Below are 12,684 nucleotides of genomic sequence, written 5' to 3'. Positions count from 1 at the left end.
GCCTATTTAAGTGATGTGCTGAAAAGGTTACCGACACACAAAGCGACCCAAATAGAAGAATTACTACCACATCGCTGGAAATCCAACTCAAATTAAAAAATAGGCATGGGGTTCAGCGGACGCTTACATTAATTCTACATCTATCTATATTTAAATTAAGTTGCTCAAAAAAAATCCCGAATTTACATTCGGGATTTTTTATTAAACACGTCAAAGTTTAAGCCTTAGCCTCGCTTGAACTTCTTCTCGGCTTTCTTAAACTTCTGCACATAACGACGACGACGCGCGGCTGTGCGTTCATCCACTTGTGACTTACGTCCTTCAAATGGGTTTTCAGAAGTTTTAAATTCAATTTTTACAGGCGTACCTTCTAGCTTATAAACTTTACGGAACACGTTTTCTAAATAACGACGGTAATCTGCAGGTGTTTTATCGACCTTATTACCATGAATCACGATGGTTGGCGGATTCTGTCCACCCATGTGTGCATAACGCATTTTAATGGCGCGACCTTGCACTTTGGGTGGATGGTGTGCATCTGTTGCATCATTCAAGATTTGAGTCAGTTTCGCAGGTGACACTTTTAAGTGTGATGATTCATAAGCACGATGAATAGAAGGATATAAATCGCCCACGCCTGTACCATGCAAGGCAGAAATTAGGTGGATTTTTGCCCATGGAATAAAGTCAAAACGACGCTCAACATCTAACTTACATTGTTTGCGATCATATTCGGACATATTGTCCCATTTGTTAATCGCGATCACCATGGCACGCCCTGCTTCAAGCGCATAACCAATTAAGTGTAAATCTTGCTCGACAATACCATCACGCGCATCCACCACAATCACCACCACGTGTGCATCTTTCATGGCTTGCAAGGTTTTCACAATCGAGAATTTCTCGATCATTTCATCGACCTTACCTTTACGACGCACACCTGCAGTATCAATTAAGGTGAATTTACGTTCATTACGCTCAAACGGAATATAGACTGAGTCACGTGTCGTACCCGGCTGATCGTATGCCACCACACGTTCTTCGCCCAATAAACGATTGACCAGTGTCGATTTACCCACGTTTGGACGTCCAATGATGGCTAAACGCAAACCTGTGTCTTGATCATGTGCATCTGGGTTTTCATCTTCAGGAACATCTGCCAAAACGTCTTCCAGCATTTGCTGAACGCCTCGACCATGGCTGGCAGCCACTTGCAAAGGCTCGCCCATACCCAGTTTAAAGAACTCAACCAAAGCGGCTTCGGCATGTACGCCATCTACTTTGTTCGCCACCAAGAATACTTTTTTGCCCAAAGTACGCAATTCACGCGCAATTTGCTCATCCGATGCCAACAAGCCTGCACGTGCATCGACCACAAAAATGATCATATCGGCTTCATGGATGGCTGTTTTAGATTGTTCAGCCATGTAAGAGTCGATGCCACCTTCACTTTCGCCAATACCGCCAGTATCGACCACAATGAAAGATTTATTTTGATAGGTTGCATCACCATATTTGCGGTCACGTGTCAGACCTGCAAAGTCAGCAACAAGTGCATCACGGCTCTTGGTAATCTGGTTAAACAGCGTTGATTTTCCGACGTTCGGACGACCAATGAGCGCAATTACGGGTTTCATAGATTAACCTTTATTCAAGATCAGTCAGTTTCAATGGTCTGTACATCCGAAACTGTGGAAGAAAGAACAGAGTATGGATGTTGGGTTCAGCGTTGCGACCACGCAAACGACAGAGAGAACATCGACCACTCTATTAAATAAAAACACGGGGCATTGATGATTCAATTACCCCGCGTAAAAATACGGACAACTATTTTAGCATAAAAGTCAGAACAAAATTAGCGGTTCTGCCAAACGCTTAATGCGCCCTTTTGCGTTGCGACATAGAGTTGATTGTCAATTACACGCAATGAACGGACTTCGCCATTGGTTTTTGAACGTCCAACCAGTTGCCCTGAGCTTGGATCAATGAGGTGTAAAACACCATCTAAATCACCGACCACTAAATATTGTCCAAACAACACAGGATTAGATAAACGACGGTTGAGCAAACTGTCATTTTCCCAAAGTGCTTGTCCTGATGTGATTTCGTAAGCTGCAATTTTACCATCTGCAGTGCTGACAAATACACCATTCCCCGCAACTTCTGGACGTTTGGTACTGCTTGCATCTTCACTCCAAATCACTTGTTGTGAAGCCAAGTCCAATACGGTGACCTGACCTTGGTAGCTTGTGGTCACCAAGAATTGACCAGCAACCACTGGGTCGCCATCAATGTCATTTAAGCGTTGAATGTCTGAACGGCCTTCACTAATGGCAACGCGGCGCTGCATACGTGGTACGCCTGTAACAATATCCAGTGCATAGACATAGGCATTTGCAGAAGCAATCAGTACAGTACGTGAATCGAGCGCCACAGGTGCAGCCATACCACGCAAACTAAATTGCACGTTTGGCAAGTTGTAAGTCCACACCAACTGACCTGTTTCGGCATTGTGTGCATATACCGTGCCGTCATTACTTACAGTCACCACACGACCCGCCTGAATTAACGATGGCGCAAGAATTGCACCTGTTAACTGTGCAACCCACTTTTGCTCACCTGTTTGCTGATCTAAAGCAAACAATTGTCCTTTACTGTTTCCTGCAACCACAATGCCATCAGCAGCATTGACACCTGCAGTTAAGCCTTGCTTAGACACTTGTTTTTGCCAAAGACGTTGCTTGCCTTGATAGGCAGCCATCTCACCTTTAGGATCAACAGTATAAATTACCCCGTTTTCGGCATCTAATTGCAGGCGCAGTGGATCGGCTGCTGTAGTCGATGCAACGCTTTGTGAAAATACAGGAACTAGACTTTGAGCTTGCTCAAGTTTTGGCAGTGGATTTGGCTTAACTTCTGCAACTTTAATTTTATTGGTGGAACACCCCGCCAAAGCAAGGGTTAAAACGGTCAGTGCAAACGGTATTTTATACTTTCTATTCATTAGCTCTCATCCACTTGTGTGTCTAATACTGGGCGTTCAATTTCAGGATCATCCACCAAAACACCAACACTTTCGAGTTTTATTTGTAAAATTTGACGTTCTTGTTTACGTTCCACCAAAGTATCCCATGCACTTTGATACGCTTTTTGGGCATTTTCACGGTCATTTTTCGCGACATAAACATCGCCACGCGCTTCATCTGCAGTCGCTTTAAATGCAGGATCAGTCACCGCGGCCAAACTTTGAATAGCTTCATCGTATTTCTTTTGCGCCAACTGTGCATAAGCCAAACGCAACTTAACCAATTGCACTAAGCCTTGGTCTTTTACTTTAGAGTTTTCAACTTTCTTTAAGGCTTTTTCTGCGGCAGCAAAATCTTGCTGATCGTAAGCGAGTTTAGCCATTAAGAATTGAGTTTGAATAGCTTGCGCAGAATCAGGGGCTTCTTTCACAATTTTATCGGCAGTTGCAGACAATTGACTGAAGGCATCTGGATTGCCTTCTGCTGTACGTGCATCATCCATCAGTTGTTGCACTTTAGCAGTATTCATTTGCTGCTCTGCCAAGGTTTTTTTCTGCCAATATTGCCATCCGAAAAAGGCAATCAACGCAATTAAAATCCCGCTAATCATGGCTGAACCATATTTTTTCGCAAACGATTTTAAACTATCAAGTTGTTCGTCATCACTCAATGCGCTCATTGGATTACCCTTTTCCTTATGTTATTTGGCTTATTGTGAAGAAAATTTTTCAATGATGAAAGGCACAATTTTGGTCACTGCAACAGTCGTTTGCTCAGCAGTTGCCAAGGTTTTCACTGCCAATTGCTGTGCTTCCGCTTCGCGCTCACCAAAAATCAAGGCATAGATTGCACCTGATTGATCGGCTTTTTTCATTTGGCTTTTCATTGAGCCTTGTGAACCAACTTTTAAGCGAATCTGGCTGCCCGCTTGTTCGAATTGGTCACGAATTTGCTCAGCTAAAACCAACGCCTTGCCTTGAGTTGTTGGATCTGCCAACAAGAATACTTCACAATCACGTACAGGCGTATTGTCTTCGACTTGTTCAAGCAACAACAATAAACGCTCAATGCCCATGGCGAAGCCCACGGCAGGTACGGACTGATCTGCCTTACCCTTCAACTGCCCAACCAAACCATCATAGCGCCCGCCTGCACAAACTGTGCCTTGCGAACCTAAATGCGTGGTTGTCCATTCAAAAACGGTTTTATTGTAATAATCTAAACCACGTACCAGTTTTTGATTAATCACAAACTCAATGCCTGCATCGGTTAAATATTGCTGTAATTGGGCAAAGTGATTCAGCGTATCTTCGCCCATAAAATCATGCAATTTTGGTGCATTTTCTAGGATGCTTTGTGTTTTAGCATCTTTCGAGTCCAAAATACGCAGTGGATTGGTACTTAAACGACGCTGTGAATCTTCGTCTAAATCGGCTTTGTGCGCTTCCAAAAACTCAACCAAAGCGGCACGATACGCTGCGCGCTCATCCGACTCACCTAAGGTATTCAACTCTAAGCGGACTTTATCGGCAACGCCCATACGTTTCCATAAACGCGCAGTCATTAAAATAAGTTCGGCATCCATATCTGGTGTTGCAACACCAAAAGTTTCCACACCAAATTGATGGAATTGACGATAACGACCTTTTTGTGGTTTTTCATAACGGAACATTGGGCCGATATACCACACGCGCGGTGTCGCACCACGTAGCAAATTGTGCTCTAACATGGCACGTACACAACCTGCAGTTCCTTCAGGACGCAAAGTCAAAGACTCAGGCGGATTGCCCTTGTCTAAGAATGTGTACATTTCTTTTTCGACGATATCGGTCGCATCACCAATTGAACGCTTAAACAAATTGGTTTGCTCAACCATTGGCAAACGAATTTGTTGATAACCATAAGCATCCATTAAAGATGCTAAATGTTGCTCTAGACGTCTCCACGCAGGTGTTTGCGTTGGAAGAATGTCATTAAAACCTTTAATTGCAACAATTGAACTCATGACTTACTCAGAAAAATTTGTACGAATAATCTCTTTAGATTTAGCTTCTTCAAGCTCTGTAACACGCTGACGAACCATGCTTTCGATTTCATCAACGAGTTGATTGGTATCAATTAAATGGCTCTTTTCACCATTACGATAAACCAATGAACGCGGACTTGCGCCCACCACACCAATATCAGCTTCTTTAGCTTCGCCCGGGCCATTCACTTTACAACCAATGACCGATACATCCATTGGAGTACGAATATCTTCTAAACGCTCCTCCAATGCCTGCATTACAGAAATGACGTTAAATTCCTGACGTGAACAGCTTGGGCAGGCAATAAAGTTAATCCCGTTAGAGCGTAAACCTAAAGATTTTAGAATATCAAAACCGATTTTAACTTCATCTTCAGGTTCTGCCGCAAGTGAAATACGCATGGTATCGCCAATGCCTTCCATGAGCAGACCGCCCAAAGCAATTGCAGATTTTACGGTACCTGTACGGTAAATACCTGCTTCAGTTACGCCCAAATGTAATGGATTATCAATTTGTTGTGATAACAAACGATAAGCATCCATGGTTAAAAACACATTCGATGCTTTGACTGAAACTTTAAATTCCTGAAAATCTAGACGGTCTAAAATATCAATATGACGCATGGCAGATTCTAGCAATGCTGCGCCTGTCGGCTCGCCATATTTTTTCTGAATATCTTTTTCTAGCGATCCCGCATTCACACCAATCCGCATAGAAATATCATGATGTTTGGCAGCAGCTACGACTTCACGAATTTTAGCTTCCGAACCAATATTACCCGGGTTAATCCGCAAACAGTCTGCACCCGCATCAGCAACTGCCAACGCAATTTTATAGTCAAAGTGAATGTCTGCCACCAACGGCACAGATACTTGCTTACGAATTTCACCAAATGCAGCTGCGGCTTCCATGGTCGGTACAGAAACACGCATGATGTCTACGCCCGCATCTACACAACGCTGAATTTGCGCCACGGTTGCAGCAACATCGCAGGTTTCCGTATTGGTCATACTTTGGATGCTAATGGGCGCATCACCACCCACATAGACAGAACCCACACGAATTTTACGGGTCGGACGGCGTTGAATTGGATTTACAATCATGATATCGCTCTACCTTGCTGCATTATCGAGATAAACGGAATTCTGCTTTTCCGTTCACAGTATATGGCGATAATGAAATCGACTCATTGTTCAAACTTAATGACACAGCAGTCGCATCATCTAAGCGAATTTGAAATGGGGCTTCGCCTTGTAAATTTAAAGTAGAGGCTTGACGTCCTGTCGCTAAAACATTGCCAGCAGAGTCAACAATATGCACTGAAGTTGGACGAGCAAATTGCAAATTCAGCTGATCGCCCGAAGCAAGTGCAGGCGTGCTGCCTGTCGCATTGTCAGAAATGATTTGCACATCGGATTGCAGTACTGCAATTTCAGGTTCTGCACCCTCTTGACCAGACGACATCCAGTTTTGAATTAGCGCGACCAATGCCCACAACAACAGCAATACCGCCACAATCACAGCGATACGTGTGAGCCACTTTTTATTGCGATCGCGGTTAGAGCCTGGCAGTTTTCCCATAATTTTGATGGGTGAATTGTTCAAGGCGTGATTTGGCAACAACCCTGTATCGTTGGCATAAATTTCATCAAAACGCTGAATAATGGCTGAAGCATCGACCTGTAAATATTTGGCATAGGTACGATAATAACCTTTAATAAAGGTCGCTTCAGGCAAAGCGGTATATTCGTCTTGCTCTAGCGCCATTAGCGTTTTTAATGGAATTTTCAAATCTTTTGAAACATCATCCAGTTCGCGTTTTTGATTGACGCGAATTTGACGAAGGTACTCACCTGGACGTTGAACATTTCCTAATGCATGGGGTACAGGCGTTGTCCCCTGTGTGGGTTGCGGTGAATTAGGATTTACTTCCATACGGCCTCAGTACTGTACTGTAATTGCAAATAACGTTGGTATTCTTGGCTATTGGGAAATAATGCACGCAGCTGGTTCACTAAAACCTGAGTTCCCAATTGATCGCCATTGGCACGTGCTAAACGAATCCCAATCCATAAGGCACGCGCACCCTGATTTTTTTGCCCCACAGCACGTACAAATTGTTCATACAATTGTCGCGCGGGTGCAAATTGTTGTCTTAAATATAAAATTTCCGACAACTCTAACATTGAAACATAAGAATCGCGATTGGCTTGCAAGGCTTGTTTGAATGACTTTTCGGCATTCTCTATATCGCCTAATTTCAAGTAAATACGACCTACATTTTCCAATGCTCTAAAGCGTTGATCATAACCCAGTGTTGCACCTGCAATACTGAGCTGCTCAATCGCATCATTATAGCGTTCTACTTGATATAAATACGTACCATAGTTGTTACGCGCTTGTGCATTTTTTGGGTCAGCGGCAATGGCACGCTTAAAATACGCATCGGCTTTTTCTAAATTCAGCTTGCTGCCTTCTTGTTGCAGCAACACGCCCATCATCATATTAGCGGTGGAATCACGTGAATCGCTTTCCAAAGCTTGATCAAGTGCGCGTTTGGCTGAGTCTAAATCGCCATTTTTTAAGTATTCTGCTGCCAACTGCGTACGTACTTGCACCGCTTTTTCAGGGTCTTTTTGCCCTAAGGTTGGAGCTGTGGTTTGACAAGCTGCAGCAAAAATTGCCGAAATACAAACAGTTGTAATTTGTGCGATTTTAAATACAGGCTTATTCAATGGACATCCCCTTTGCGTCTTCGTTCGATGCAAGTTACTTATCTATAAAAGTCATTATCCTTGCGAGCGTATGATTTCATTTTGCGCTGCAACTTTCTTTTTCCACTGTTCGGCACGGCGGGTGCGGTCTGCCACTTGTCCGACCAATTGCCCACACGCGGCATCAATATCATCACCACGTGTCTGACGAATCGTACACACAAAACCTGCATCAGACAAAGTTTTTTGGAAAGAAATAATTCGATTTCGGCTTGAACGTCCATACGGCGCGTGCGGAAATGGGTTAAATGGAATCAAATTAATCTTGCTTGGCAGGTTCTTGAGTAGCTTAATCATTTGCTGCGCATGTTCAGGATGGTCATTTACACCATCTAACATGACATATTCAATGGTCACGTGTTTACGCGCACTTTCGTTGCCATCTTTGCCAATATAACGCTGACAAGCTGCGATTAATTGTTCCAATGGATATTTTTTATTGATTGGAACAAGTTCATCACGCAGTTCGTTATTGGTGGCGTGCAAAGAAATTGCCAAAGCCACATCAATATCTTGTGCCAATTGGTCAATTTTAGGTACAACACCCGAAGTCGATAAAGTCACACGACGCTTAGACATGCCATAAGCAAAGTCATCTAGCATAATGCGCATGGCGTTCAAGACGGCATCGTAATTCAACAACGGTTCGCCCATACCCATCATCACCACGTTGGTCACAGAACGCTCACGTTCAATCACAGGCACATCTTCCATATAGGAATAGTTTGCCATCCACAACTGACCAATAATTTCGGCTTGGGTTAGGTCACGCTGAAAACCTTGTTTACCCGTAGAACAAAATGAACAGTCCAGTGCACAACCCACTTGCGATGAAATACACAGGGTTTTACGTGAGCCAGTTTTGTCTTCGGCAGGAATCAGAACGGTTTCGACCAATGAGCCTTCACCATCACCCACACGGAATACCCACTTACGGGTACCGTCTTTAGAATAATTTTTATGCACCACTTCAGGCGCTTTAATTTCACAAATCTTTTCCAGTTTTTCACGTAACTTGCCTGAAATATTGGTCATTTCGGCAAAATCTGTGACAAAAAACTGGTGAATCCATTTCATCACCTGCCCTGCACGGAATTTCTTCTCGCCTAAATCTTCAAAGAATTTTTCCATTTGTGGACGTGACATGCCAAGGAGATTCACTTTCTCTGCAGTCGCAGACTGTGCAGGAGCGGACGCAGATGCTTGCTGAACATCTGTCGCAGATGCAGCGAGGACTTCTGTACTCATGTGTGTATACCTAAACCATGTCTAAAGATGAAAGGAGAAGCTCAAGAGGTGAGCAAAGGTTTATTCAGAAAATAAAAATCGGAGAATAAAAAACCAGATAAGCATAATAACACTTATCTGGTTTGAATACTGCGTATTAACGAGTACGTGGGCAAACTTCAGTTTGAGCAAAGAAGTAGTTTACTTCACGCTCTGCAGATGCAACTGAGTCTGAACCGTGAGCAGCGTTTTCATCGATGCTTACAGCGAAATCTGCACGGATTGTACCAGGTGCAGCTTCTTTAGGGTTTGTTGCACCTAAAATTTCACGGTGAGCAAGAACTGCGTTTTCACCTTCAAGAACTGAAACAACGACTGGACCAGAAGTCATGAACGCAACTAGGTCACCAAAGAAACCACGTTCTTTGTGCTCAGCGTAGAAGCCTTCAGCTTCAGCTCGAGAAAGGTGTTTCATTTTAGTCGCAACGATTTTAAGACCAGCTTTTTCGAAACGAGCAAAGATGTCACCGATGTGGTTTTTAGCAACAGCATCTGGTTTTACGATAGATAAAGTACGTTCAATAGCCATGATTGGCTCCTTAAGTCAATGTTGACGCGAAAATTTTGCCGCATTATACCGAATAATGGGCTATTTTCTGCTTTTGATGTGTAAAAAAATTGCTTTTTTCGATATGAAGCGCATTGTGCAGGACCTTGATCGGCAAATCAATCTTGCTTCACACCGCTAGATTAACGTGCTTCGTCAATCCACGCCATTTGAATGGCTTCTAAGATGCCTTCAGTCGATTTTTCAGGATCATCTTGAAACTCTGGCAAAGCACAGACCCAAGCGTGCAAATCGGTAAAACGAATCCATTGCGGATCGACATCGGGATGCGCCTCATATAACTCAATGGCAATGTCGATGCTGTCCGTCCAACGTAAACCCATGTGTATTCCCTATTCTAGTCAAGACAGCGACTACTTTAACAAATTTCGCATGGGCTGCCTGCCATTACTGCACTGAATTTTCGATTTGGTTTTATCCAAGCTTATAAAACAATATTTACATAAGGTGCAGCCAAAATAATCGCACTCGCCACTGAACCGCCAATCATCGCCCCGACTGCCACATCACTCGGATAGTGCAAGCCTAAAATCATACGGGAAACGGCCACCAAAATCGTAAAGGGCAACATCAACATCAACAATACTGGCTGGATATAACCCAAAACCGTTGTGGTCATGACTGCATGCAAAGTGTGACCTGATGGGAAGCTAAAATGATCTAAGGGACGTTCACCCAAACGGATCACTTGGTGTACCTGATACGGACGTGGACGGACGGTTTTTTGTTTTAAATATTTATAAATACCTGTGCCGACAGATCCGCCTAACAACAGATAAATAATTTGTAAACTATAACCAATGCCCTGCATCATCCATGCACTTGCGAGCATGACATACCAGAACACACCATCGCCCAAACGGCTAATAACTTTAAAAAATTGTGCCACCCGCTGAGAGTGGGAAAAATGGTTAAGATACAAACAGCCTTTTAAGTCGAGATCCAGCATTCTTATTTTTGCATTTTTAAACTTCATCAGTTCTCTCCTCTTTGGCGTATAGCTAAGATGGCATGTGTAGCTCCTTCGCCACCTGATATAACGCCTGCTCAAATTGTTGGACTGGATACTGCCAGCCAATATTTAAAGTCGCTTTGCGGGCGTGTTCGCCCATCTGTCTAAGGGTTGTAAGATCGGGAAGTCGGTGGATATGACCGACCAAATCTTCTGGCTGACCGAGTGGACTCAACCAGCCTGTTTCATTCGGTTTTAGATGTAAACGTGCGCAAGCATAGTCATAAGCAATGACAGGCAAGCCACTGGCCATAGCTTCTAACACGACATTGCCAAAGGTTTCGACCTGACTGGCAAAAGCAAACACATCGGCACTGGCATAGGCTTGTGCAAGTGCTGTGCCACTTAAACTACCTGTAAAAATGATATCTCCCTGAGCGTTCATGGCTTCTAAACGTTCACGGTCTGGCCCATCTCCAACAATCACCAATTTCACAGGCTGTTCGGTATTTTTTGGCATACGCTGATAGGCATTAATAATAAGATTGACTTCTTTTTCAGGTGATAAACGCCCTACATACAACATCACCCGCGTATTTTCACTCGCACCCCAGCTTGCTCGCAGTTGGGTCGAACGAAAATACGGGGAAAAATATTCAACATCGACACCACGCCCAACCACCACTAAAGGCCCTTGCACGCCAAACTGACGCAATGATTTTTCGGTGTGGCTACTTGGCACACAAGTCAGCGATGTATTGTTATGAAACCATTTTAGATAGTGCTGAATGGGTTTGAGTAAAAATGCCAAATCGAAAAAACGGCTAAAATCCTGAAAAGCAGAGTGAAAACCACTCGATATTGGAATATTTTTGGACTTTGCAATTTGTAAACTAGCTAGACCCAAAGGACCTTCAGTGACGATATGCACCACATCAGGTTGAAACTCATCTAAAGCCTGCGAAAGTTTAGACCACTGCGGCCAGCCAAATTGTAAATTATGATATTTAGGAATGGCTTGTGCTTTTACCAGACATTCTTGATACGGTTGGAATTGAGTGCAGGCTTGTTTTTGTTCAGGGCGAATCAATAAAATTTTGTGTCCAAGTTCCTGCAATCCTTTGCAAAGCTGCAACAGTGAACGTGCCACACCATTAATTTCAGGTGGCCAAGTTTCTGTTACAAGGGCAATTTTTAAACGTGGGCGGACAAGGTCTGAGAGTTCAGAGGTAGGCTGGCTGCTTTTTTGTTTTTGATCTTGTTTGAAATGAAATTTAAATGCATCGCTGTAACGCTCTAATTTACTGCTCTGCTTTGCCAATACATTGCTCATCGCCTTATGCTCAATTCTTATTTTATGCTTGCTAGCATAGAGCAGCAGCATTGCAGTAATATGATGCTTTGGTGACACATTTGTCATTTTTTAAACAACTAGATGACCACTCATACCTAGTTTTATGTATATCCTTTGCTGTCATTCAGCAAAAAATAGATAAAAAAAGCAGATATTGTCTACCTGCCTGCTGAATATCTTGTTTGCTGAATACCTGATCCGCGGCGCATTTTGTCTGGAACTGCCGCACATCTAAGCCCTCTAAAAAAGTAAATTAATATACAACTCATCGGTATAACGCCCTGCTGGCGTTGTCAAACTCGGTTGTTCATCCAAGCGTACCGCGACACTGTATTTATGTCCTGTCGTAGAAACATGCCCTGCTATAGGCGTGTTCCACAAATTTGTTTTTGCTCCCATAATACTCATACTGGTGCGTAAACGGTGTGAACCATTATTCACAAAGCTGCTGCCATGTTTGTCACGTAAATTACGACTGCTGAACTGAATGCTATAACCACGGTCACAGCGCACATTAAAACTGGTTGCGGTCTGGCTACGGTATTGTGAGCTCATTTGCAATAAAGATTCACTGACTGAACCAATGGTGCAAGCCTGTGCAGGAAAACAAATCCAGCATCCACACAGCACTAGACTTAATTTTTTTACCATCCCTAATCTTTTCATGTTCTCATCCTCAATCATCCTGCTGATATA

At 43.4% G+C, this 12,684-nt stretch carries 14 protein-coding genes; 1 reads left to right on the top strand and 13 read right to left on the bottom strand.

The window, feature by feature from the left end; translation table 11 throughout:
- Positions 1-96, top strand: a 96-nt coding sequence (locus tag AC07E5_RS02510) for a transposase domain-containing protein (protein WP_143242124.1), incomplete at its 5' end; no start/stop codon positions are given.
- 128 nt (positions 97-224) lie between these two features.
- On the opposite strand, the gene der is transcribed toward AC07E5_RS02510, so the two are convergent.
- From der to AC07E5_RS02445, 13 genes are all read right to left on the bottom strand, one after another.
- Positions 225-1,637 (bottom strand): ribosome biogenesis GTPase Der, encoded by a 1,413-nt coding sequence (der, locus tag AC07E5_RS02505; RefSeq protein WP_498624562.1) that lies wholly within the window; start codon positions 1,635-1,637, stop codon positions 225-227.
- A 218-nt stretch (positions 1,638-1,855) separates the two neighbouring features.
- Positions 1,856-3,004 (bottom strand): outer membrane protein assembly factor BamB, encoded by a 1,149-nt coding sequence (gene bamB, locus AC07E5_RS02500; protein WP_180079997.1) that lies wholly within the window; start codon positions 3,002-3,004, stop codon positions 1,856-1,858.
- Entirely contained in the window at positions 3,004-3,705 is a 702-nt protein-coding gene (locus AC07E5_RS02495; protein WP_004975103.1) for a YfgM family protein, read from the bottom strand. Before AC07E5_RS02495 ends, bamB begins: the two co-directional genes overlap by 1 nt.
- 30 nt (positions 3,706-3,735) lie before the next feature.
- Positions 3,736-5,031, bottom strand: coding sequence for a histidine--tRNA ligase (gene hisS / locus AC07E5_RS02490; protein WP_004975101.1), 1,296 nt, complete (start codon positions 5,029-5,031; stop codon positions 3,736-3,738).
- A gap of 3 nt (positions 5,032-5,034) precedes the next feature.
- Positions 5,035-6,156, bottom strand: a complete 1,122-nt coding sequence (ispG, locus tag AC07E5_RS02485) for a flavodoxin-dependent (E)-4-hydroxy-3-methylbut-2-enyl-diphosphate synthase (RefSeq protein WP_131260758.1) — start codon at positions 6,154-6,156, stop codon at positions 5,035-5,037.
- 22 nt (positions 6,157-6,178) lie between these two features.
- On the bottom strand, positions 6,179-6,988 hold the full coding sequence (locus tag AC07E5_RS02480; RefSeq protein ID WP_004975098.1) for a helix-turn-helix domain-containing protein: 810 nt from the start codon (positions 6,986-6,988) through the stop codon (positions 6,179-6,181).
- Positions 6,979-7,767: a type IV pilus biogenesis/stability protein PilW gene (gene pilW, locus AC07E5_RS02475; protein WP_371971077.1), complete on the bottom strand. Its 789-nt coding sequence runs from the start codon at positions 7,765-7,767 to the stop codon at positions 6,979-6,981. The genes AC07E5_RS02480 and pilW overlap by 10 nt, the downstream gene beginning before the upstream one ends.
- A gap of 75 nt (positions 7,768-7,842) precedes the next feature.
- The gene (gene rlmN / locus AC07E5_RS02470) at positions 7,843-9,075 is read right to left on the bottom strand and encodes a dual-specificity RNA methyltransferase RlmN (protein WP_004975094.1); all 1,233 of its coding nucleotides are present in this window, start codon (positions 9,073-9,075) and stop codon (positions 7,843-7,845) included.
- A 136-nt stretch (positions 9,076-9,211) separates the two neighbouring features.
- Positions 9,212-9,643 carry a nucleoside-diphosphate kinase gene (ndk, locus tag AC07E5_RS02465; RefSeq protein ID WP_498624561.1) on the bottom strand — a complete coding sequence of 144 codons (432 nt, stop codon included), beginning with the start codon at positions 9,641-9,643 and terminating at the stop codon, positions 9,212-9,214.
- Positions 9,644-9,804: 161 nt separating this feature from the next.
- Positions 9,805-10,005, bottom strand: a complete 201-nt coding sequence (iscX, locus tag AC07E5_RS02460; RefSeq protein ID WP_004975089.1) for a Fe-S cluster assembly protein IscX — start codon at positions 10,003-10,005, stop codon at positions 9,805-9,807.
- 101 nt (positions 10,006-10,106) lie between these two features.
- A complete protein-coding gene (locus tag AC07E5_RS02455) occupies positions 10,107-10,658 on the bottom strand; it encodes a phosphatase PAP2 family protein (RefSeq protein WP_004975087.1) in 552 nt (183 codons plus the stop codon).
- 25 nt (positions 10,659-10,683) lie between these two features.
- On the bottom strand, positions 10,684-11,967 hold the full coding sequence (locus AC07E5_RS02450) for a glycosyltransferase family 4 protein (protein WP_498624560.1): 1,284 nt from the start codon (positions 11,965-11,967) through the stop codon (positions 10,684-10,686).
- A gap of 261 nt (positions 11,968-12,228) precedes the next feature.
- On the bottom strand, positions 12,229-12,654 hold the full coding sequence (locus AC07E5_RS02445; RefSeq protein WP_096901522.1) for a hypothetical protein: 426 nt from the start codon (positions 12,652-12,654) through the stop codon (positions 12,229-12,231).
- Positions 12,655-12,684 lie beyond the last annotated feature (30 nt).

The organism is Acinetobacter seohaensis (assembly GCF_056431365.1).
Note: the sequence above shows the minus strand (reverse complement) of the source record. Positions and strands in the feature narration are given on the sequence as shown.